The 24,514-nt window shown below is 45.1% G+C and carries 16 protein-coding genes; 5 read left to right on the forward strand and 11 right to left on the reverse strand.

All coding sequences use genetic code 11. The features are described 5' to 3' along the window. Nucleotides 1-163: 163 nt before the first annotated feature. The 6 genes from pdxY to ATB76_RS09775 all read right to left on the reverse strand — a co-directional run bounded on the left by pdxY (nt 164) and on the right by ATB76_RS09775 (nt 7,574). Nucleotides 164-1,033, reverse strand: coding sequence for a pyridoxal kinase PdxY (gene pdxY / locus ATB76_RS09750; protein ID WP_005429237.1), 870 nt, complete (start codon nt 1,031-1,033; stop codon nt 164-166). Nucleotides 1,034-1,140: 107 nt separating this feature from the next. Continuing rightward, nucleotides 1,141-1,323: an AbrB/MazE/SpoVT family DNA-binding domain-containing protein gene (locus ATB76_RS09755; RefSeq protein ID WP_038868933.1), complete on the reverse strand. Its 183-nt coding sequence runs from the start codon at nt 1,321-1,323 to the stop codon at nt 1,141-1,143. Nucleotides 1,324-1,461: 138 nt separating this feature from the next. Next, entirely contained in the window at nt 1,462-2,772 is a 1,311-nt protein-coding gene (potE, locus tag ATB76_RS09760) for a putrescine-ornithine antiporter (protein ID WP_038868932.1), read from the reverse strand. Between the two features lie 63 nt (nt 2,773-2,835). Further along, nucleotides 2,836-5,016, reverse strand: a complete 2,181-nt coding sequence (speF, locus tag ATB76_RS09765) for an ornithine decarboxylase SpeF (protein ID WP_038868931.1) — start codon at nt 5,014-5,016, stop codon at nt 2,836-2,838. A gap of 432 nt (nt 5,017-5,448) precedes the next feature. Continuing rightward, on the reverse strand, nt 5,449-5,895 hold the full coding sequence (locus ATB76_RS09770) for a helix-turn-helix transcriptional regulator (protein WP_038868929.1): 447 nt from the start codon (nt 5,893-5,895) through the stop codon (nt 5,449-5,451). Between the two features lie 473 nt (nt 5,896-6,368). After that, on the reverse strand, nt 6,369-7,574 hold the full coding sequence (locus ATB76_RS09775) for an SEL1-like repeat protein (protein ID WP_061035085.1): 1,206 nt from the start codon (nt 7,572-7,574) through the stop codon (nt 6,369-6,371). Between the two features lie 515 nt (nt 7,575-8,089). On the opposite strand from ATB76_RS09775, the gene pulA reads away from it, so the two are divergent. Further along, nucleotides 8,090-12,079: a pullulanase-type alpha-1,6-glucosidase gene (pulA, locus tag ATB76_RS09780; protein ID WP_042600570.1), complete on the forward strand. Its 3,990-nt coding sequence runs from the start codon at nt 8,090-8,092 to the stop codon at nt 12,077-12,079. Between the two features lie 141 nt (nt 12,080-12,220). Here pulA and ATB76_RS09785 read toward each other — a convergent pair whose 3' ends face one another. The 5 genes from ATB76_RS09785 to ATB76_RS09810 all read right to left on the reverse strand — a co-directional run bounded on the left by ATB76_RS09785 (nt 12,221) and on the right by ATB76_RS09810 (nt 18,907). Further along, a complete protein-coding gene (locus tag ATB76_RS09785; RefSeq protein ID WP_061035086.1) occupies nt 12,221-13,840 on the reverse strand; it encodes an endonuclease in 1,620 nt (539 codons plus the stop codon). A 345-nt stretch (nt 13,841-14,185) separates the two neighbouring features. Next, a complete protein-coding gene (locus tag ATB76_RS09795; protein ID WP_061035087.1) occupies nt 14,186-15,796 on the reverse strand; it encodes an alpha-amylase family glycosyl hydrolase in 1,611 nt (536 codons plus the stop codon). Between the two features lie 89 nt (nt 15,797-15,885). Next, complete coding sequence (locus tag ATB76_RS09800) at nt 15,886-16,392, reverse strand: hypothetical protein (RefSeq protein WP_061035088.1); 507 nt, start codon at nt 16,390-16,392, stop codon at nt 15,886-15,888. A 328-nt stretch (nt 16,393-16,720) separates the two neighbouring features. Next, entirely contained in the window at nt 16,721-17,530 is an 810-nt protein-coding gene (locus ATB76_RS09805; protein ID WP_038881262.1) for a MalM family protein, read from the reverse strand. Nucleotides 17,531-17,632: 102 nt separating this feature from the next. Continuing rightward, complete coding sequence (locus ATB76_RS09810) at nt 17,633-18,907, reverse strand: maltoporin (RefSeq protein WP_038881260.1); 1,275 nt, start codon at nt 18,905-18,907, stop codon at nt 17,633-17,635. A 445-nt stretch (nt 18,908-19,352) separates the two neighbouring features. Here ATB76_RS09810 and glgX point away from each other — a divergent pair, with 445 nt between their 5' ends. The 4 genes from glgX to cobA all read left to right on the forward strand — a co-directional run bounded on the left by glgX (nt 19,353) and on the right by cobA (nt 24,500). Then, nucleotides 19,353-21,311, forward strand: a complete 1,959-nt coding sequence (glgX, locus tag ATB76_RS09815; protein ID WP_009706536.1) for a glycogen debranching protein GlgX — start codon at nt 19,353-19,355, stop codon at nt 21,309-21,311. A 264-nt stretch (nt 21,312-21,575) separates the two neighbouring features. Continuing rightward, on the forward strand, nt 21,576-23,297 hold the full coding sequence (locus ATB76_RS09820) for a diguanylate cyclase (protein WP_081094908.1): 1,722 nt from the start codon (nt 21,576-21,578) through the stop codon (nt 23,295-23,297). A 256-nt stretch (nt 23,298-23,553) separates the two neighbouring features. Next, nucleotides 23,554-23,712, forward strand: a complete 159-nt coding sequence (locus ATB76_RS28440; RefSeq protein WP_009706538.1) for a hypothetical protein — start codon at nt 23,554-23,556, stop codon at nt 23,710-23,712. Beyond that, the gene (gene cobA / locus ATB76_RS09830; RefSeq protein ID WP_061035090.1) at nt 23,709-24,500 is read left to right on the forward strand and encodes a uroporphyrinogen-III C-methyltransferase; all 792 of its coding nucleotides are present in this window, start codon (nt 23,709-23,711) and stop codon (nt 24,498-24,500) included. The genes ATB76_RS28440 and cobA overlap by 4 nt, the downstream gene beginning before the upstream one ends. The last annotated feature ends 14 nt before the right edge of the window (nt 24,501-24,514 follow it).

Consider the following 24,514-nt stretch of genomic DNA (forward strand, 5'->3'; position numbering starts at 1 on the left):
GATACCAAGAGGACGGGTAGAGCTTCAATAAAGGTGCTTTGGGAAGGGTGGTTTAAACTACAAACCATCCTTGAAGGCTACGAACTCGCAATGTCTCTTGATCACTAGACTTGTGATCAAGAGACAGGCTAAGTGCTCCCTTTTTACTGCTTGCAGCCTGAGCTTACGCTTGGCTGAGTGTTACTTCTTCCAATGGGAAGTGCGCACTTGGCTCTACAAACTCTTGTTGCGCTGCAATGGTTTGAAGTTCCCATTCACCCGCTTGGTAAGTCGCGTTAAGTACGCCATAGCAAGCATCGTGACAGTGTTGGAACGCTTGTTTTGGCGTCCAACCTTTCAATAGGCCAGCAGTGAAGATCGCCGAGATCAAATCGCCAGCGCCTACCGGTGCTTTGGCAAATTCAAAATGAGGACGCTTCGCTAGGTAAGTGCCTTCTGGTGTCGCAAGCAGCATATTGAAGCTGTCATCTGACAAGCAGTAAAGGTGCTTCACCAACACCACTTTAGGGCCTTTTGCTAGCGCACGCTGACAAGCGTTAATCGCGTCATCCAACGTGTGAATTTCCATCTCTGCAAATTGGCTTAGCTCGAACTGATTAGGCACGATCACATCCGCCATTGGCATTAGACGATTCAACAAGTTTTCTGCGATACCCGGCGCAACAATACAGCCTTTGTCTGGCGCGCCCATCACTGGGTCACATACGTAAAGCGCTTCTGGATTCGCTTGTTTAACTTTAGTGACGGTATCTTCTACTGCCAGACATTGCTCAGCACTGCCTTGGTAACCAGTCAGAACCGCTTGGCACTTCTCTAGCGCGCCAATGTTGCCAAGACCACGAACTAATTCGCTGATGTCATCAGCCGAAAACGCACGACCCGTCCAGCCTTCTTGATACTGGGTGTGGTTAGAAAATTGAACCGTGTGAATAGGCCACACTTCGAAACCCATGCGTTGCATTGGGAAAACGGCACTGCTGTTACCAGCGTGACCAAAAGAAACATGAGATTGTATAGAGAGGATACCTTGCATAGTACCAGACCTCTTCTTGTTGTTATCAATAGTTCAAAGACAGCGGCGAGCGCCAGATTTGCGAAACCAGTAGTGTATCCGACAAACCAAGATTCTCTAACTCAATTCTAGCCTTCTTCGCTGGAATCGGTTGGAGAGCTGGTTTTCAGTACCATTTTCTTAATTTCCATTTTGTCTTTATTGAGCGCAATTTCGAGGGTGTCCCCTTCCCTTATCCCGAGCTCGCTCAGGATCACGCTTGGAATGACTACGACGGTATCGTCACCGATCTTAACAGGTTGGCTAATCATCTTTCGTCCCCCAATTGTCGAAAATGAGTTTTCACGTTACGAGTGGCGAGTAACTTTCTTTTGTGTCCTTAATCTGCCAAATGGATAAAAACAAAAGAGCCCTCCACACCGCGTATGGGAAGGCTCGATTGAAAAAACTTAGTTCACTAGCGGTTCATGCTTAGAAGCAATTAGACCATAAGCGCTCCAACCTAGGAAGGTAACGATAGAGCCCCACATCATGGCTTCATAGCCAGAGCCGTACAACGCGTAGAAGCTGTAGAGAGAGCCAACCAAAGCGATGATGTTGGTGGTTTTCATTTCTCGGTCAGGTACATGCGCCACTTTTTGCATGATGAAAATCGCCCCCATACATAGAATGTAAGGAATAACGTTAGTCACAACCGCAAGGTTAACCAATGCTTCAAACTGCTCGTTCAACGTCGGAGAGATCGTCATAAGCGACAAGACGGATTGAATGACTGTAATAGCAAGCATACCTTTGATTGGCGTACCGCGTTTATCAACTTCTGAGAACAGTTTCGGGAAGAAGCCCGCATCTGAAGACGATTTAAATACCGACGCGATGGTGAACTGCCAACCAAGTAGTGAACCCGCGCAAGCTAGCACTGCCATGCCCGCAACCACTTTGCCTGCCGTAGAACCTAGCATTACTGTCCATACCGTTGAGAATGGTGCCGTAGAAGCAGCAAGCTCAGAGTTCGCCACGATACCAGAACAGATGTTGGTTGAAACAATGTAAACCACTGCCGCGATCAGCGTACCGCCCAATACTGCGATTGGAACGTTCTTCTCTGGGTTTTCTACCGCTTCTGAGTTTGCACAAGCCGATTCAAGGCCTAGGAATGCCCAAAGTGTCATCGCGATCGACGCACTTACCGCTTCACCAAATGGTAGGTGGTGTGGGTTCCACGCTTCGATGTACATGGTTGGGCTGAAGTAGAACCAACCAACAATGCCCAAAGAACAGACAGGAAGGATAACGCCCCAGACCGTAAACGAGCCGATTTGACCTGTGATCTTCGCACCACCAAAGTTAGCGAAGGTACAAATCCAAAGGATAGCGATGGTGTACAGACAGGTTTCTACTGGCGACAAGGTCACTTCAAAAAACGCTGAGCCGTAACCGACACAGGTAATGGCGATTGCGATATTGGCAATCAACAATGATAAGCCGTAGGTCCAACCCGCCATAAACGCACCCGATTTACCAAATGCGTACGACGCATAACCGTTCATACCACCGTCACGTTTACTAAAGCGACCACATTTTGCGAACACATACGCGAGAGCCAAAGAGCCAGCAGCCGTAATCAACCAAGACAAAATCGAAATGGTGCCTACTTGCGCTAGCTTACTTGGCAACATGATGATGCCCGAACCAGCCATGTTAATGAACGTCAGAATGGTAAGTTGCACCACCGACATTTTTTTGGTTTCAGTACTCATAAATTATTCTCCACGAATAAACGGTTCGCACCGCGGTTTTCACGCACGGTGCGAACGGGTAGATTAATCTTTTAGGGCGTAACAATGGGCAGTGGTGCGGCCATTGACGTCTTCTAGGTACACACCTTGGATCTCTGGTGCAAAGCCTGGGAATCGGTTGATGCCTTCTTCTAGAGACAAGAAATAGTCGACAACGTGCTGTGTCCAAACCTCACCAGTGATCACACATATGATGCCAGGAGGGTAAGGAAGCGCGCCTTCTGCTGCGACACGGCCTACCGCTTCTTTAAGTGGTAAGTAATCACACTCTCCACGGAAGTATTTGCGTGTTGCCACATCTGGTTTGTGCACCATGGTTGGGAAGTATTCGCTACGGAACATCGCTTTTTGTAGCTGTTTCACATTCAGCTCTTTGTACATGTCATGCATTTCCTGACATAGCTGGCGGATGGTGTAGCCGCGGTAGCGTTCTTTGTTTGCTTCATAAACGCGAGGCAGCACGATGTTTAGCGGTGCATCATCACGAATGAACTTCTCGAAGCGGTTGATTTGCGCCACAAGATGACGGATCTTGCCCATATCTTCTGCTGGAGTAAGCAGGAACAAGATAGAGTTCAAATCACACTTCTCAGGGATGATGCCGTTTTCGCGTAGGAAGTTCGCCAATAACGTTGCAGGAATACCAAAGTCTGCGTAGCTACCATCTTCTGCAATACCAGCTGTGGTTAGTAGCAATTTACAAGGGTCAACGAAGTACTGACCTTCACCGTAGCCTTCGAATTTATGCCAGCTTGCATTTGGCTCGAACATGAAGAACTTCTTATTGGTTGCGATAAGATCGGTGTCGTAGCTACCCCATGGCTGGCCTTCAACTTCATCCGGAATGAATGGACGGATCAGCTCACAGCTTTTCAGTATTTCTTTACGTGCTTCGATACCTGTCTTAACTGCATCTCGCCATAGACGTAGACCTGCTTCACCATCGTGGATCTTCGCGTTCACATCTAGAGCAGAGAACAGCGCGTAGAATGGTGAGGTTGACGCATGCATCATAAACGCGTTGTTGAAGCGTTTGTGGTTACAGTAGCGAGCCTGACCTTTAATATGGTGGTCTTTTTTATGGATTTGCGAGGTTTGAGAAAAGCCAGCCTGTTGCTTGTGAACAGACTGAGTCACGATCACACCCGCATCTTCTGGTTTCAGATCCAGTAGCAATGGAGAACAGTCTTTCATCATAGGAATGAACTGCTCGTAGCCTACCCATGCAGAGTCAAATAGGATGTAGTCACAAAGATGACCAATCTTATCCATCACGTAACGCGCGTTGTAGATCGTACCGTCATAAGTACCTAACTGAATGATCGCAAGACGGAATGGACGTTCATCACGCGCACGCTCTGGTGATACTTTCGCAATTTGAGCACGAATGTATTCTTCATCAAAACAGTGCTCATCCATACCACCGATAAAGCCCCAAGGGTTACGTGCCGTTTCTAGATAAACTGGCGTACCGCCCGCTTGAATTAACGCACCGTGGTGGTTTGATTTGTGGTTGTTACGGTCAAACATCACCAAGTCGCCCTCGGTCACTAACGCGTTACAAACCACTTTGTTTGAAGCCGAAGTACCGTTGAGTACGAAGTAGGTTTTGTCGGAGTTGAACACTTTTGCTGCGTGCGCTTGAGCTTGGTGAGCAGAACCTTCGTGGATCAGCAAGTCACCTAAATCAACATCCGCGTTACACAAGTCACTGCGGAATAGGTTTTCACCGAAGAAATCGTAGAACTGTTTACCCGCTGGGTGTTTTTTGAAGAACTGACCGCCTTGGTGTCCTGGGCAATCGAATGCAGAATTGCCCATTTCCACATAGTGAGTCAATTGTTTGAAGAAAGGCGGTAATAGGCGGCATTCGTACTTGGTCACCGCTTCATTGATTTGACGACCGTAGTATTCAATTGATTGTCTTTCTAGATCAATAACACCGGTTAACCAGACATAATCGTCGGCGGAGACCGGATTTTCATCTGTTACTAAGAAGACCGGGATACCATAACCCGTCTCAGAAATAATTTTGTGCAGACCAGCCTTAATATCTGAAGAAGTAATAATTGCAGCGCCAACGTCAGTTAATTCGACATGCTCTAGCGGTTTTAAAGTTCGGTTAAATTGTTCATCCAAAGATTCAGATAGTAAACTGAAGTCTTCTGGCATGTAATTACTAACACCGATAATTAAACGTTTCATTGAAATATCTCTTATTTGTTCTGTAAAAACGATAAGACAGATATTACAAATGAATTTAATATTTAAAATTAAAAAACCAAATTTCGTGATTATTCGTTCATATTTATAACTCGTATTTTCTCGAAATAAAATTTCGCGATCTTTATCACTTTCCTTTCGATAAGCCAATGATATTGAATTTTGGTTTAAATTGAATTCAGGTGAAGAATTATGTGACCTCACCAGTTATTATTAAAAAAGGAATCAAAAGAAAATAAAATTTTGCGATTTTCATCACTCTATATTTAACTAGATTGATTTATTAGCAATAACAAACACAATAAACACGCTTATATTTAACAATTTATAAACTATAACAAAAAGCCATCAACATTTCTGCTGATGGCTTTTCACGTTATTGTTTTTTCTTTGGTGCTTTCTTCGAGCTCAAGTCTAATCGAACAAATGGCTATCGAGTTTAACGCCGTTATTTGACCACAATTGATACCGTTTCACCGCGTTACCAGACGAATACATGGTGTGCTTGCAGTCCATACATTCGACAAAATACAAACCACTCATACCAGCCATTACATGTAGCCTTCGACTGTCACAGCGCTTACAAGAAAGACGCTGAACCTTACTGTTTACGTCAACACGACGAGCGAAGTTAAGTGTCTCATGGGAGCACAAGGCGTCCACTGCACTATCTTTAAACGGATGCTCACTGAGCAAATGATTGATGGCGTAATCGTACACCGGGGGAATCGAAGATTTGCCATTCTCGATATTGGTTATCTTAGCTACGGAAACACCCAACAAAGATGCAAACTCCACTTTGCTGTATTCCAAGATAAACCTTGAAGAGATGAACTTATCTGCACTAATGATTCTCAACATACACAAATCTCTAATGGACATAAAAGGAGCATGACGTTGCCCCTTTATGTTAAAAAGGATAATAACAGGTTGCTTCTTACTGTATTTATACGCAGAGTGTGCGCTATTTTTATTTTTGGGTATATTGCGCTTAATTTAGTTAAAGATCAACAGACACTAATTGAAACTAAAAATAGAAATTAAGATTTAGTAATATAAAACTTAATACCAAATATTAACTAAAGTAATGAGTGTCATTAGAAAAACACAATTTAAGCTAAAAAATTATTTTCATAGCTATAGTACGAGCTAATCAATAATAACGGATTGGAGCTTAATTCATGTATTTGCAGCAAGGGGGGATTTCCCTCTATTTGTCGATTTATATAAGAATAGATTGATGGCAGGTAGAATTCTGTTGAAGCTTTGCATAAAGATCACCCAACAATTATGCAATCGATAGAGTAAAGAAGAATTTGAGTGATAAAAAAGCCTCACGAATGAGGCTTGTTGAGATTCTGTGGCTGTAAGAAGTTTTGCGTAAAATCGAGCACTTCTTTGGAAGGTTGTTTTGGTGGAGACGCAAATTCTTGTTGTGCGGACACTTCGCTTTCGAAGTTTAACTCTGGCATCCCATCAGGTACGTTTGCTTCTTCATGATGCTCTTCATTAAGCAACTCGTTAAGTTCTTCTTCTCCAGGGAAATACGGCTCACGCTTGTAAACCTTGTTTAAGGCTCTAATGATTGAGTGCTTTTTCACCACGCCAGAAGCCAACTTTCTTTGTAGCGGTTTAGCAATTGATTGTAAGCCAACCACCACATCTACACCGATGTTGCTGGCAACCTCATCACGTACAACTCTCGCAGGCTCATAACCCATGTTCGCAGACAAGAACAACCAAACGTAAGCAATCGCGTTACCTGTTTTGCCAGTGTCTTTCCACGCTTCACCTGCATGGAACATGGCTTCTGCACTGCCGCTTTCCGCCGCTCTTTCTAACCAATAACAGCCTTTGACCATACTTTTTTCAGTACCAATGCCATTGAGATAGCATAGACCTACTTGGATTTTGCCATCAGCACTGTCTTGCTCTGCAGCTTTCATAAACCAAAATAAGGCGTCTGCTCGCTGACCTGATGTGTTTTCTGGTGACAACTGCCATTCGCCCATATACAGCATGGCTGGAATGCAGCCTTCATCGGCAGCTTCTTCGATTAATTGGTGACCTTTAGGAATGTTTTTCTCTGTACCACGCCCAAATACGAGCGCTTTTCCGGTCGCGAATTTCGCATCGATATCGCCTTCCATGCCCGAAATAGCCGTACGCCAGAAGTTTGCCTGCTCTCTTAAGATCACATCTTCACGCATACGTTCGGCAAGTCTTACTACACCGTACATACCAGTGACATTATCTAACTTGGCCGCTTTATCATACCAATAGAGCGCCTGTTTAATGTTCTCTCGTTCCGCTTCTTTTGCTAAATAAAGAATGGTCGGGATATGCCCCGTTTCCGCCTTAAACGCACGTTCTTTACGCTCTTGCTCTCGCGCCTTCTGCATCGCTTTGCGGTATGCCGCTTCACGAGCTTTCCTCTCGGTCTCGAGACGTTGCTTACGCATCGACAACGAGATCATCCACACAAATATCAGGACGAGTGAAAGGCCAGTTGCCACAATGGCAATGCCCATACTACTCATAAATAGCCTCTTTTTAGGTCAGGGCCCATAAGGATTTCCCGTAGCTCGGGGAATCTAGAAAATTGTTAATTTGGGTGTGAAAGCAATCATTCCACTGTACACCGCCTTTATTATATAACGACCATGTAGGCAAAATCTGAAGTTTACAATTTTACTGTGAGGGCAATTTATTCAATATCATCTAAACTTATTTTTTAAAGAAAAATATCACCCTTACTTTTATAGAACCTAATCACAGTTTTGGGGCTTAGACATTCTCCTCCCCTATCATCCCCCCGATCTCCTCCTATAGAAATTTACATTTTTAGGCTGTGCTTAACATCTCACTATGCGCTCGTTTTATTATTTAATTTGTGAACAAAATCTAGTGTGATAGAAAATTTTCTCTTGTAAAAAACTTAACCGCCTGCTCTCACATTTTGCTGATAGTTCAGTGTATTAGCATTTAGTTGAACATTTCCTTTTCGGCATCTTGCCCAATCTATTCTCAATTCAATAACAATGGATTTGTAAACGTGGACAATAAAACATTTAAATTATCAGCGATTGCCAAAACCGTGCTACCTCTACTTTCTGTAGCAGTGATCAGCGGCTGTGGCAGTGACAGCTCTAGCGATGACACTACGAACCCTGGCTCCGGCCTTCACCCTGCGGGAGAGAACGAAGTTGTCATCTATTACAAACGCGATGTTGCTTCGGCTTCAACAGCAAGTGATTACGACGGTTGGGGCCTACACCTTTGGAATGGCGAAGGCTGTACCAGTACTGACCTAGAAGCAATGGGGATCGCTGACGGCGGTACGGATTGGGCAGCACCGCTTCCGTTCGAAGGCATCAGCGAAACTTACGGCGCTTACTACGTACTTAAAGTGAACCCTGACGCATCAGACCCACACGAGTGTATGAACTTCATCTTGCACAAAGGCGATGAAAAAGCCTTTGGCAGCGCGAACTCTAAAGTGGAGTTAACCAAACTGGGTGAGTCTCAAGGTCTATTCGGCTTCCACGGCAGTAGTGAGCTTTACTATGAGCCAATTGCAGATCGTCCTGTTGATATTGATGGCCAGAAAGCACACTGGTTAGATGCCGACACTATCGCTTGGGAAGCGGCAGCAAACGCCGACTCGATGAAGCTATTCTACAGCTTGACCAACGACATCAAGATGGACGAAGACAAGCAGATTTCTGGCGGTACAGCCGTTGAGTTGACGAAAGCAGGAGACCTGTCTGAAGAACTGAAATCTCGTTTCCGTCACCTTGCGAGCTTACAAGCCGCAGGCATTGATGTGGATTCTGATACGCTACGCTCTATTCTGAAGTCACAAATCGTGATGGTGGCATACAACGCAAATGGCGATGTTATCTCTGCCACTGAAGTCCAAAAGCCAGGTGTGCTTGATGCGGTATTCGCAGATGCAGACGCAGGTAACGCCATTGGTCAGGAACTTGGTGCCATTGTTGAAGGCAATGCAGCAACATTCAAACTTTGGGCACCAACAGCGCAAGACGTTGACCTGATCATCTACGATGCCGATTTGAAAGAAGAATCCACCGTTGCGATGACAGAAAACCCAACTACTGGTATCTGGGCTTCTGAAGCGCAAAGCGATGCACTGAATAAATACTACCGCTACGAAGTGAAGGTTTATCACCCAACAACAGGTGTGGTAGAAACGCGCCTTGTGACTGACCCATATTCATTAAGCCTTTCTGAAAACTCGCTTTACTCACAAGTTGTGGATCTAAACAGTGCTAGCCTGCAACCACAAGGTTGGAATGATTACGATCGCCCAACGGTTGAAAAAGACGAAGACCATGTCCTTTATGAATCACACTTACGTGATTTTAGCTTTAGTGACACGAAAGGCACAGAATCGTTAAACGGCAAATACCTTGCGTTGACGGAAGCTGAGCGTGAATCTGTTACTCACCTTCAAGCTCTGAAAGATGCTGGTTTAACAACGCTTCACATTCTTCCTGCCTTCGATATCGCAACCGTTGATGAAAACGAAGCTAAACGCGTTGATATCACGGATACGGTAGGCAAGCTATGTGGCATTAAGCCTGAAGCCTCTGTTTGTGAAACCGAAGACGATGCAAAAGTGATTGAAGATGTCCTAAACAGCTACGATCCAGCAACAGGTGCTGCACAAGCTCTGATGAACGATCTACGCATGCTAGACAGCTTCAACTGGGGTTACGACCCATTCCACTACACTGTGCCAGAAGGCAGCTACGCGACTGATCCAAACGGTTCTAAACGTATCCTTGAATTCCGTGAAATGGTGCAAGCGACGCACAAAATGGATCTGAAGCTGGTTATGGACGTGGTATACAACCACACCAACGCATCTGGCGTAAACGACAAGTCAGTTCTCGATAAAATCGTCCCAGGGTACTACCACCGTCTGAACGTCAACACAGGTGGCGTTGAGAACTCAACTTGTTGTGATAACACAGCAACTGAGAACTTAATGATGGGTAAACTGATGGTTGACTCATTGCTTGTGTGGGCAGATGACTACAAAGTCGATGGTTTCCGCTTCGACTTGATGGGCCACCAACCAAAAGACGTGATGGTGTACGCGCTAGAACAAGTACGTAAAGTTGATCCTAATACGCTGTTCTACGGCGAGGGTTGGGACTTCGGTGAAGTCGCGAACAACGCGCGCTTCGACCAAGCAACACAGCTAAATATGGCTGGCACAGAAATCGGCACCTTCTCTGACCGTCTACGTGATGCGGTCCGTGGTGGTAGCCCATTCGATGGCGGCATGGACTCTGAGGGTAAACATCCACTTCGCTTCAACCAGGGCTTTGGTAACGCAGGGTACCCGAACGAAGAAACAAAGACAGATGCAGATTCAGTAAACGGTCGTCTACACAACCAAGATATCGTTCGTTTAGGCATGGCTGGCAACCTAGCAGAATTCGTTCTACTCGATTACAAAGGGGATACGAAGCTTGGTAAGAACGTAGACTACAACGGTGCACCTGCGGGCTACACTAAGATGCCTTCTGAGAACATCTCTTACGTATCTAAGCACGATAACCAAACCCTTTGGGACAACAACGCTTACAAGATTGCGACTGGCACTTCTTCCGCTGAGCGCGCTCGTATGCAAACGGTGTCTCTATCTACGGTAATGCTTGGTCAAGGTATTCCGTTCATTCACATGGGTTCAGAATTATTACGCTCTAAATCAATGCAGCGTGACTCTTACGATTCAGGTGACTGGTTCAACCGTGTTTACTTCGACGGTAGCGACAACAACTGGAACGTAGGCCTACCTCGTGAAGACAAAGACGGCGCGAACTGGGAGCTAATCAAAACCATCGTTGCGGATGGCACAGCAAAACCAGACTCGACTGATATTGAACTTACTAAACAACAATTCCTAGAACTACTAACTATCCGTAGCTCAAGCGAACTGTTCCGTTTAGATACTGCTCAAGAGGTCATGAACCGCGTTGATTTCCGCAACGTAGGCAAAGACCAAGTTGAAGGCTTGATTGTGATGTCTATTGACGACGGTACGTCAGCTGGAGCAGACCTAGATACAAACTACGACGCCATCGTCGCGGTAGTGAACTCAACAGCAGAAGAGAAATCTTTCAAAATTGAGGGCGCAACGGGTTTCGAACTGCATGACGTTCAGAAGAACTCGGCTGACATGACCGTTAAGAGTGCAAGCTTCTCCGGTGAGACTTTCACGGTTCCGGCACTTACAACAGCGGTATTTGTACAACCTCAAGGTAACGCACAAGGTGCTGGTCTGCCTGTTGATACAGATAACAAAGATGTATCGAGCATTCCTCCTTACGGTGAAACCAAGGTTTATGTTCGTGGTGACATGAACGGTTGGAATCCATCAGAAGAATGGGAAATGTCATTCATTGGCAACGGTATGTACTCGGTAACGGGTGTACTTGAAGCTGGTGATTACGGCTTTAAGTTTGCTGATGATAGCTGGGGTACACCAAACTTTGGCTGTGATTACGCAGAACAAGCTTCTGGATCTCTAGACTTGGGTACTGAAGGTAACTGTGCATTGTCCGTTACTGAAACAGGCAAATACACCTTCGTTCTAAATGCAATTCATGAGCAAAGCGATTCAGCTGACAAACCGGTTGTTTCTGTAACGAAAGCGGCAGACGCACCAACGTTTGGTGAAACTTCACTCTTCCTACGCGGCACGATCACAACTTGGGATACGCCAGCTGAAGATTCAAGCGCGAAGTTCAACTACGTAGCCGCCGATGTTTACTCTTTAGACATCGACCTAGCAGCAGGTAGCTACGAAATGAAAATCGCAAGTGCGGATTGGGCGGGTGACACCAACTTCGGTGGAGAAGGCAATGTAGAGCTCGGCGCAGCAGTCACCATGGATGTTGGTGGCGACAGTGCAAACCTTAAAATCACAATTGCAGAAGCAGGAAACTACAACTTCCACTTCAACGCAACTGATAAAGCCGCACCAATCGTGACGGTGACTAAGAACTAAAAACAGTAGGCGCAATCATGTGCTAGCTTGGGGAGGGTAAAACCTCCCCTTTTTTGTGCCTGTAAAACGGCATTAAAAAAGCCGCTCGAACAGTGACGATGGCGGCTTTGTTGTTTCTAACGATTTGCTTTAACTATGGGGTTAATTTCCCCAAATGATCTCTACAAACTCAGGGTGATCCACAAACGGGTTGCGGTTACCTTGGAATTCAAACACCGCTTGGTTGCGGCTGATCTCTTTCGCGCTGACAGAATCGTTTTTGTGCCAACGTTTCAACATGTTCAGCATCCATGGTTCAAAGACGGTCGTTTTCGTGCCGTTCAATACCGCGTCAGAGTTGCTAGTGTTGCTTTCCCAGTTGCCAATGACGTTTTCATAGCGCGTCGCCATGTAGAAATACGCACGAGCAAAATCACCTTTGAACTCATCAATAGGCTCAAATACCGTTCCTGAATAGCCCAAAGTAGAGCTTGCTGAGCCAACTTTTGAGCCATTGCTAGATACGTAAGTGCTGTTACCCACTTCACCAAATGGCCAGTTGCTGCGCTTCGCATTCACATAGCCATCGGTTGCAAACAAGTGGTGACCATCTGAGTTCATCGGTTCAACCTTGCCACCAAACCAGCTCTTAGGGAATGAGTGTTCACGGTTGTAGCAATCGCCTTCCGTTTTGTATTGGCCACATTGGTCTGTAACTTTGGTAAAGCTCACCGTATCGCTGCCAGATGGCTTTTCAGAATACATATCGAGAATGGAGCCATCTTTCTCGTAGTAGTTGTCTATGTCCGCGTCTTTCACTAAGGTCCAAATCGCTGAGTAGCCGCGTCCTGTGTGATCGTTGATGATGTTATACAGCGCTGTTTTCAACTCAAAACCTGTTTTGCCTTCTGCGGCTTTATAGTATTCCCCAACCACTGGCGGAGGCGTCGTTGAACCTCCAAGAGTAAAGCTTGTGGTTTGAGATTTCGTGAATTCACCACCAGACGCTAATGTGGTTTGGCCAAACATTAAGGCGTATGAGCCACTGCCGTTACCGCAACAAATCCCATCCCCATAGCTATCACTTATCGTAAACTGGTAATCACCGTTCGCTAAGCACATGGTTTTTTCGTAGGTTTTAGAAGAGTCAAAACCTTGGCCAGAAAACAACACTTTTGACTGGCTGTCCTTCAGTTCCCAACTCGTTTCTGAACCATAACTATCGGTGTTCAATGTCAGTAACACTTCGTTGTCATTACAGCTTTCTACCGGTGGCTGAGTATCACCATTTTGGTTTGGCTGAAAGCTATCAACATAAACGACTTCAGAACCGTCATAACCTGACTCATCATAAAAGCGTAACCCGACATTGATTGTTTTGTTTGATGATGCAGTGTAACTGTGCGTGAGTTGTTGCCACTGATTGGTTTGTTGAGGGTTGGAGTAGCTGTGGTATCCATCAACCACCAAACGCGCTTTAACATTACCTTCCGTATGATAAACCGCGACAGAAAATGGGTAGGTTTTCCCTTGCTCCACATTAATGGTTTGCAAAAAGTCGGTGTTGCTTTGGGTACCTGTCTTTACGATAACTTGAGCCGCAAGACCACCAGATTGGTGCGGGTCACTGGTCGGTGAAACAGCAATGCCGGAATCAATCACAGACCACTGCGTTGGTGCATTGCCATTCCACTGTTCAAAGTCGCCATTAAGAACTTGACTGAACGCGAATGGAGAGCAAATAAGGGGTAATAGACAGAGGGGTTTCGTTATGGATTTCATTATAATTTTCCATTAGTTATATAAATCCACAAAAAGATAAACATAACAATTACACATGAGTAAGCCTTAAATCACACTTTGACTTTGCATGAATGTGAATATTCTCATTATCGTGCAGCACATCTCACAAACTCCGTACTGTTTCTTTCAATTTTTAGCGGCGAATGTTCGATATAAAACAAATAAATGTAGAAAGGAAAGCTGGAATTCGACGTGCAATATCGCCACCGAAGAACAAGAAAGAACGGCATCTTAGACAAAGAGACGAAAAAAGCCAAGCGTGCGCCTATGGGGGTCAGCAGCAACACTTGGCTTTGGATGAATGGGGAAAACTTATTGTCCGCTTTACCTCACTTTGAAGAAGCGCCCTTGTAATGATGACATCGGGATCTGGTATTGCCCGTTACTTAGTGCGATTTGTTGGTTGGTGATTAAATCCACCAGCGCTTGATTGCTACCGACTTGCGCTTCTGTCAGCACTATGTTGCGAGCACTCTCAAAGGTATTCAAAGCAAATAAGACTTGGTCATCGCCAGATACTTTCAAGTCCACATAACTGCCATTACTTGCTACCAAGTTAGTTCGGCTGCCTTGATACAAAGCAGGATGAGCAGCACGCATAGTCATCAATGACTTAACGTAGTTTTTCAGATCAACTTGGTTGGCATCTAGGGTTGCTGTTACGCCTTCGATCTTGGCGCTGCTTCGCGCGACGTGATCATCACATACCCCACGAACCGCACACGTATTGTTGTCTTCTTTTGCGTCAAAACCATCAACTTGGTCACCGATTTCATCCCCATAATAGAGAGTGATTGGTCCGGTGTAAGCCGCTTGGAATGCAAACGCGGCTTTATGACGTTGCCAGTATTCAGCATCGTTCACATCCGCTAATCCGCCTCGTTGCAACAAGTCACCAAAGCGAACCAAATCGTGATTGCCAATCATCAAGTTTGGCTGAGCATGAGACGGATATTGGTTGTGTGTTTGGTAGCCATTGTCTAGCCAATCCACACCACGACCGCCGACACCACTCTCATTAACAGCCAGTGTTTCCACCACGCGATAGCGCATTGGGAAATCAAATGCCGAGCACAACGCAGGATCGTCAGCCGCGCCATATGCATCACTCGCGATTTCTGACTCGCCTTTCCAGATCTCAGCGACCATGTAACCCAGAGGATTCACTTGATCACCTTCCGCGTTGGTGTAAGTCACACTCTGTGAGGCTTCATCCACCGCTTTGCGGATTTGTGTCCATGCGTCGGTTGGAACTTGGTACGCTTGGTCTAAACGCCAACCATCGATTTTTAGCTCTTTGACCCAGTAAGTCGCGACTTCTTTGTAGAAATCCAAACTTGCTGGGTAGTCGACCGGATTGCTCGAACCAGAAGGTAATAAACCCGATGGAGACGGCTTAATCAACCCTTCTTTGTGATGACCAAACACGCCATCAAAGAAAACATACAAGCCGCGTTTGTGTGCTTCATCAACTAAGGTTCTCGCCGTTTCTAAATCGCCAAAGCGAGGATCAATCTTAAAATAATCCGTGGCAAAGTAGCCCGTTGCATCCAAACGATCGGCCCAATGATCTTGTCCATCAATGGCTTCCGATTCAAAAACTGGCGTCAACCAAATCGCATTCATGCCCAAGTCTTGGATGTAATCGAGCGAATCAATAATCCCTTGAAGATCACCGTTATGATGGCTGGTGCCGTAACCTGTGCCATGGCCGATACTCGAATCGCCATCAACAAAGCTCTCAACCATGATTTGATAGGTGCGAAGTTGGTTGCTTTGCTCCATTACATTCGCTTGGCAAGCATAACTTGCATCAGGAAGTGGCGCGCTGCCATTATCACTTCCGCCAGAGGAATTACACGCGGATAAAACACCAACCACACTCAAGGCTAAAAGCGATTGGCCAAATAGTTTTTTATATCGTACGTTGCGCATTAAACTCTCCCAAATAAAATTAACCCCAACATGTTTCCCATGCAGGGGTTAATAAATAAAAAATAAATTTTAAATAACTGAATGAAATATTATTGGCACTTATTAACCATTACGTGAAGTGGCTTACCTTTTCCTTCAAATTGAAGGCTCCAAACGTATTTTCCATCTTCTTTAATATCAACCGCGGTATCTGTTCCGTAACCACCAAATGTTAATGATGTTAATTCACCGACATTCATTCGATTACCTTTCGCGGTAAATTGTGGAAACCACAACTCAGTCGCGTACTGCATTTTGTAAGAGCCTGCTTTTTCTTGCGTCACAACTTGGTAGAAGTTATTGCCTTTGTAAGTGTATTTACGTTGAGGTACATGTTTCCAATCTGAATCAGCAAACGTACCGACAACAAACAGAGTTTTAGAAATTGGGCCTTTCGCCGTGCTATCTGGGTTGTCACAGGCCACCATGAAAGCAACGACTTCGTCTTGAGACAGATTAACAATAGGTTCAGCAGCACCTTCTGGTTCTGCTGTCGATTGACAACCAGCAAGAGCAACAAGTAAGGCAGCAGCAAGTGAAGTTTTCATCATGTTCATTTTCACGTTAATTCCTTTTTAATATTCCAAAGTAAATACAAACTCACCAATCTGGATAAAGTTAATATTTAAAAAGAACAAAATACCAAACTAGCGATAAAGAATATTATTCTCTATCTTGCTGAGCCAGATTACTTTGAGAGGTTTAATTATTTCCTAATCGATGACGAGTAAGGTTAGGAACACATGTTAATTATTGATCTGTTAAATATGAAAAACAAAGTAAAACAAATAAATTTGTGAATAAGCTAACTATATGTAGGGGTGAGTTTTATCGTTCTAAAGGAAATTAAAAAAGGCCAGCAAGTTGCTGGCCTTTTTTATTCGTTTATTTGGTATTTACCGCTTTAACAAATACAGTTTGTGCACCTTCAATGCCCAGTTCTTTTGCCTCATCGAGAAGCGTCAGAGCTTTCGGAATATCATCCGCTTCGACGGCTGCTTTGATGGCATTATGGTAGTAACTGGTTAAGTCTGTACCTTGCGGGATATTGTCGTTTTTCGCGACAATCTTAGTATTCACGATATCATTCGCGGATACTGAAAAACGGAACTGACCGAGTGGGCTGTGTTTTGCTTGAGGATCTGCAATATCTGGCGGCTGAGTGTGATTTGCCAGAGCGAAGGCTTTTGCAGGGTGAAGAACTTCTGAGCTTCCTTTGAGATCAGAAGAAGTCGTGTAAACCAAAACATGCAAGTCGTTACCTGTCATGTCAGGAATCACATTCATTTCAAGTACGAATTTATCGTTATCCAACAGTTTTGCTGGCTCGTACTTAAACTTTGAGAAATCTGCTTGATAAATAGTTTCGCCAGCCGTGTTCATAACAACGACATTAGGTGCGTAAAACTCTAGATTTTTGTTTACGAAGGTCTCTAGTTTGATATCTAGACTGCCACGATTACCTGGTAACGCGAACGCTGCAATTGCGCCAGCGCTATTACCATCTAACAGCATTTGGCTTTTGTCAGTCAAAGCGAACTCAGTAACCACAGGCACATCAATTGGTACCCATTGAATGTCGCCCGATTGCGTGATCACTTGTTGCTGACCTTTCGGGCTCATATCGACTTGTTCTACAGAAGTACAACCTGTAGCCAACATTCCCAACAGTACGGGAGCAAGCCATTTTTTCATTACCGTCTACCTCGACTCATTATTGTTTTTTGAAATAAATACAGCCAGATAAGGTTCTGGCTGTATCATTCTAGGACAATTTAGGACTTAATGGCTAGATGATTACCACCAAGCTTCAGCTTGTACACCGAACTGGAATGTATCGTCAGAACGACCGTTGTCGAATGTGTTCGAGTTGTCGTCTTTATCCGCTGTTAAGTAAGAAGCGTATAGACGAATTTCAGGACGAGCCCAGAAGCTAGAGCCAGCAGACCATGCTTGAGCAACTGTTAGCTTACCGTATTTGTTCTCTGCACCGTCGTTATCATCGATAGCGTAACCTGCTTCGAAGATAGTTTTGTGGTTGTCATCCCATTTGTACATTGGACGAACAACAGCAGACATTGCTTCCCATTTGTCTTGGCCGTCCCACATGTCTTCACCTACACCGTAAACAAGTTGGTGACCAAGTTCCCAGCTATCACCCATACCGATTACACCCCAGTTGATTAGGCGGTAACCAGATGCGCCACTGTTTGCTTCTGCACCGTACCAGCTACCGTCACCGTAAAACGCCATTGTTTTAGAGTAACCTTCAGTACCGTATTGAATTACAGTTTTGTTGAAGCCTGAATCTAGACCTTGAGTCAATTCAGCTGTGAACATTACGCCATCTTTCGCATCTTTAGTGCTGTTTGGCGCAGCGTCAGTTTCGTTAACTAGCGCGTAGTTTAGACCTAGTTCTAGAGAACCGTTATCCCATACTTGAAGACCCGCGTAACGCGCATCAAGTGTATTTACGTTTGCGTCACCGCCATCGTTACCTGGGTCAGCGATGTCAGAACGGTCATTACGAACCCATGCTAGAGATAGTTTACCTGGACCAGCTTCGATGTTTTCGATACCAGCACCTGCGCCAGAGATGTTCCAGTAGTAGAAGTCAGAGATATGGATGTCGTGACGTTGGTAGTAACGCTTACCTGCCCATAGAGTCGCTTCTGGAGCGAAATCTAGAACACCTTTAGCTTGAACGTTGAACTGACGTAGTGCGAATTGTGCATCATCAACACATTTAACATCGCCAGCGCCGTCAAGACCACAGTTAGCAGAAGTGCTTTCCCAGTCGTTTGAACCGTTAGAAGTCATTGCAAACATTGAGTCAACGTAGAACGTTTTACCGTTGTTGTTGTAAACTTCTTTACCTAGTTGAACTTCACCGTATACATCGCCTTCGTTACCTAGACGACCGATTTTGTTCTTTTCAAATGTTACTTGTTGGCCACCGTCAGCGCTAACGCCAACACCAGCACGCATATAACCATGGAAATCCACTGCGAACGCAGAACCAGCAGCTAAAGTTGCAGCAACAGCCGCTGCAATTGCACTTACTTTTTTCATTCTTAACTCCATTAAGGGTATTTATAATTCTGTCTTCCCTGCTCGCTCTTTTTGGTGAATATAGGCAGTAAAAACGCACCAAAAGAAAGAGAGGTAAGATGGGAACAAGTCCCCGTTTGTTTCAACAGTCTTAAGATTACCCAAGGAGTACAAGGATGACGTCCTCCACCCCAAACTAATTTAGGGGGGATGAGAAGGGATGAGAAAATATACCGAATGGTGTTTTTTCGAGTCAGATCACCAATCTAGGGAGGAATTAGTAAGTTTCTTCAGTTTATGGCCGCTACAAAGTGATAGCCATTTCATATTTTTGTCAAAAATAGGTCGTAGAAAGTAATTTAATTACAGTGATAATTTTCGATATAAGGTGGTTGACCTTAGTAAGACAAAGTTTTTTACTTATAGTTTCTTAAAGGTAGCAATAAAATTAAAAAAAGATTCGCTGATGACACAACTTCACTCTCGCCCATACCCACTCGGTGCAACCGTAAATAAAGAAGGTTGTAACTTCTCTATTCATGCTCCGAGTAGTAAAGACATTCAACTTGCGCTATTTGCGGAAGACGGTAGCTACAAGCTTCACGACTTACCAGGCGAATATGCAGGCATTCGCCATACTTTTATCCCTGACATCAAACCGGGGCAAAAGTATGGCTATGTGGTGACGCACAAAGACGAACCTTTGCTGATCTCCGATCCCTATGCAAAGTCGATTGATAAAGCCCTTCACTACCAGCCTCCATTTTCTCCTGCAAAAAGCTTCGATATGCCAAAGTGTGTCGTCATAGAAGACAACTTTGATTGGCAAGACACCGATCATCCTCGCATACCACGAGAAGAGATGGTGTTGTTTGAAACTCATGTTAAAGGACTCACTCAGCAAAACCCTGAAGTTCCAAGCGATACAAAAGGCCGTTATTTAGGTTTGTCTTCACCTGAAATGTTGGCGTTCTACAAACAGCAAAACATCAATACGTTGCAATTGCTACCTGTCGCAGCGTGTATGCATGAACCGCATTTGCTTAAGATGGATAAAGTGAACTACTGGGGTTACAACCCATACTTGTTCATGGTGCCGGATCCTCGCTATGCAGAAAAAGACGCGGTAACCGAACTCAAAACCACCATCCGCGAGCTGCATAAACACGGCATCGAAGTGATCCTTGATGTGGTGTATAACCACACGGCGGAAGGCGGCGAAGGCTCAACGATCTTCAACCTAAAAGCACTCGATTCACGTTTCTACATCAAACATGGTCAGAACTTCGCGAACTTCACTGGTTGTGGCAACACAGTCGACTTAACTTACCAGCCAGCCCTGAATCTCGTTATGGATACGCTGCGATACTGGGTGAGCGAATTTAAAGTCGATGGCTTCCGTTTTGACTTGGCAGCAACACTCGGTCGTCAAGGCGACGATTACAATCCAGAAGCAGCCTTCTTTAAAGCGGTCGCACAAGACCCAATTCTTCGCGAAACCAAGCTGATCGCTGAACCTTGGGATATTGGTCCTAACGGTTACCAAGTGGGTAACTTCCCATTTGGTTGGAACGAATGTAACGATAAACTGCGCGACATCTCCCGCAGCTTCTGGCGCGGTGATCAAGGCTACCTAAAAGAATTTGCGACTCGTTTGATGGGCTCTCGTGATATCTACAGCGCAGCAAACTGGCCTTACAAACTCACGGTTAACTACATCACGTATCACGATGGTTTCACCCTGCAAGATTTGGTGTCTTACAAGCAGAAGCACAATGAAGCGAACGGTGAAGAAAACCGCGACGGCCACGGCGATAACCGCTCTGAAAACTATGGCGTGGAAGGCGAAACCGAAAACCTGATGATCATCGCCACGCGTGAAAAACAAAAGCGCAACTTAATGGCGAGCTTGCTGTTTGCATTTGGTATCCCTCACATCCTAACCGCGGATGTGTTGTCGCACACGCAAGGCGGTAACAACAATGCTTACTGCCAGGATAATGAAACCAGCTGGCTAGATTGGTCGAGCACAGAACGCAAACAGCACTTCAAAGTGTGGATGTCACAAATGGTCGCTAATCGTAATCAGTATATGGTGCCATTCATTCGAGCGTTCAGTGGTGAAAATCGCAATAACAACCGTATATTCTGGCGTCGTATTGATGGCAGCTTGATGGAGCACGACGATTGGAACCGTTTAAGCTCTGTTGCGCTGCATTTGGGCATCGGCAAGGAAGGGCAAGAGTTGGTTTACCTGATCAACCAAACCAACGCACCTGCGCGATTTAAGCTACCAAATGAGCGTGGTCAAGAGTGGGTGACCGTATGTGATACCAATGTGCGTAACCTCAATCCTGGACATGCCGAGGGCGAAGTACTGCTTTCTCCGACTTCAATGGCGATTCTGCATTATCAACCAGAGTAAAAAGCTTACCTGACAGAAATGCAGCTTATTCCTACAAGTTCTGACAAGCCCAGCCGTAAGCTGGGTTTGTTTTATCGACGTTTCGGATACATAAACAGCAATCAGCTCAAAGAGCACACCATACGCATTGATGCACAAGTGAAACTAATCTAATATTGCTAGCCAAATCACATTTATAATATATACAACGTTATTTGGCATATGGCTTTACCTAAATTCTTAATCCGCATTCTGCGGCCTTACCTGCTATTACTCGCAGGCTTCATGGTCTATCTGGCTTATGCTCAGTTAGTCGATTCCGAGTCGATGGTCTATCGGCAATCACAAACCAATATCATCACTGCAGAACGGTTGATACATTCTCAAATCGAAGCGGCTTTCAGCAAATTCTATCTTCTAGAGACCGCATTAAAAGCAAGCAAACAAGACCTCAATGATCCTGACTTCCGTGAACTTAGCCAAGGCATCATCGATTACTCTCCGCAATACTCCAATATCCTCTATACCTCCCCCAATAACAGCGTCGCTTATGGCCTATCTGGTCAAATCAAACAAGCAGACACCAGCGTAATTCAATGGCATAAACTGAACACTGTCAGCGACAAATTCTCTATCTCCTCGCTGTACCAAAACCCACAGCAACGTTGGGTATTCGCCATCAAACACGTCAATCCAAACCTAAAATACCAACTTTGGCTTGAGTTCGACCTTCTTCATACCACTCAACAATTGCGTGGTATGAAAACATTGAATAAAGGTTATGTGTTTGTCGTAGACAGAGATACAGAACGCTTGGTATTCCATCCGGATCCGAGCCGCATCGGTGACTATTCAGTGAGTTATCATGGCGGAATCAGCGATAAAGTTGCATCGGGCTTACTGTTCGGTAAACACGAATACTATTACCAAGATAATTTTAAGATTTCAGTCTTTGATGCAGACAACGGCTTAAACTGGGTGTTTGTCGCAGGAACAGACCGTGCCGACATCCTCAACAGCAGTTATCCGTTCACGCTAACGGCCGGTGTCATCGCCTCTCTACTCGCACTCGCCATCGGAATCAATTACCTCACTTACCAACTGCATTTGTCTTTAGCACGCCTAAATGGCACGGAGAGCGTTGGTGAGTTCAAAACCCAGCTCAAGCATGTCTTGGATCGTTTTTGCTACCACAGAGGCATACAGTTCTGTGTCTACGACAGCTTGAATTACAGCTTCTACACGCTCGATTATCATGGCAATAAAAAACTGGTGTTAACCAACGCGGAACTCGCAGCGCGTTTTTCTCATAGCGCACTGACTTACCGAACGAGGAAGTACGGCGACGAGCTGACGAAAAAGCTCAAGATCAACAGTAACCACTACTGCATTCCATTGTTTGATGGACGAGAGCTGCTTGGCGTGACTTACGTCAGTTGCCGATTCCCAACCTACAAATGCGTACTGAGCTTGATTCAAAACTACGCCCAAGTAGCGTTGGCAAACCTGAAATTGCATGACCGTTTGCGCCATCAAGATCCAATGACGCAACTCGAAAACAAAGCGTGCTTAGCAGCAAAAGTGTCGAGAGAGCTTCATTCAGAGAACCGTTTTATCGCGATGGTCGACATTGATAATTTTAAATACATCAACGATAAATTCGGTCATCCAGTGGGCGATTTAGTCATCCAAAAGACTGCAGAAGTGATACGCGATTGCTTCCCTAAACCAAAAGGGATTTGTTTAGCGCGTTATGGTGGTGAAGAGTTTGCCATCATGTTCCAAGCAAATGACGAGTTTGATGCCAAACATCAGCTGGATAATTTCCTAACCGCGCTGCAAAGAAGCCATCTCACATTGGGTTGTGGCGATGTGCGATTTACGGCAAGTGTTGGGTTTACGCCATTAGAAACCAGCTATCACCATGTAGTGGAGCAAGCTGACAAAGCACTTTATCAAGCAAAAAGATTGGGCAAGAATCGCGTCTGCCACCTCAAAGCGGCATAACGCTTTTCTTTCCCAAAAACGACAAAGCCAGAGCAGACAGTGCTCTGGCTTTTTTATTTCTATTACAGTTAGTTAAGTCACAAAGCCTGACTCGACATTTCTCTCTTTCCTCCGTCTTTTAAGCGACTCAAATTCTGCCCCCAAACACCCTATCGTTAATCAGTTCTGAACAGGTGTTTATTTTTCTTTGATTTAACTTAACGGCTCTCATCAATAACCTTAAATGCATCAGGGGATTGCACGAAGCCAATTGAAAATGAAAGAACTGGACGATTACGTAGAGCAGATAAATTTAGACCTGACTAGCGAGATGTTAGAAGAACTAGGTTGGGTCAGCGATAACGTCCATCAGGTTCTTTATTGGGTTATTGCCGCCATCCTATTCGTTGTATTGATTTGGGGTATTTTCTCATGAAGGCATCCAATCCGTCTTATGGTCAGGTTTATTTGGTTGGAGCAGGCACTGGCGATGCGTCACTGCTTACCATTAAAGCATTTCGTCTGCTTAATCGCGTTGATGTCGTGCTTTATGACCATCTGGTTTCGGAAGAAGTCTTGGACGTCATCCCACGAAAAACCCTAAAAATCTGCGTGGGTAAACACTACGGTAAGTATTCGCAAACGCAGGCAGAAATCAACGAAATGATGAAGGGCTACGCAATCACAGGTCTGACGGTATGTCGCTTAAAAGCGGGCGACCCGTTTGTATTTGGTCGAGGCGGTGAGGAAGCGACCTATTTAACACAGCAAGGCATCAACTATGAGGTTGTACCGGGTGTAACTGCGGCACTTGGATGCTGCGCTTACGCGGGGATACCGGTCACTCATAGACAAGTTTCGAAGGGTGTAACCTTGGTAACGGGACGAAACTGTAATGATGCTAGCGAACCTAATTGGAGCGCACTTGCCGCCATCGACCACACCCTAATTTTCTACATGGGGCTACACAAAGCAGAAGCGATCGCAGACAACCTCATTGCTCACGGTCTCGCGCCAGATACACCTTGCGCCATCGTTAGCAATGGGACACGAGAAAATCAAAGCAAGATCGTCACTACCTTAGCCGGACTGTATGAAACCTGCAAAACGCAAAAACCACCACTGCCAGCAATCATAGTGGTCGGAGGCGTGGTTTCCCTTTCGCAGTCACTGGAATGGTTTGAGTCCACCGCCGAGCCCTGTTTAGAACGCACGATTCACTAGTTTTTGAAAATAAC

Source organism: Vibrio sp. MOR3 (assembly GCF_001557775.1).
GTDB lineage: Bacteria > Pseudomonadota > Gammaproteobacteria > Enterobacterales > Vibrionaceae > Vibrio > Vibrio jasicida.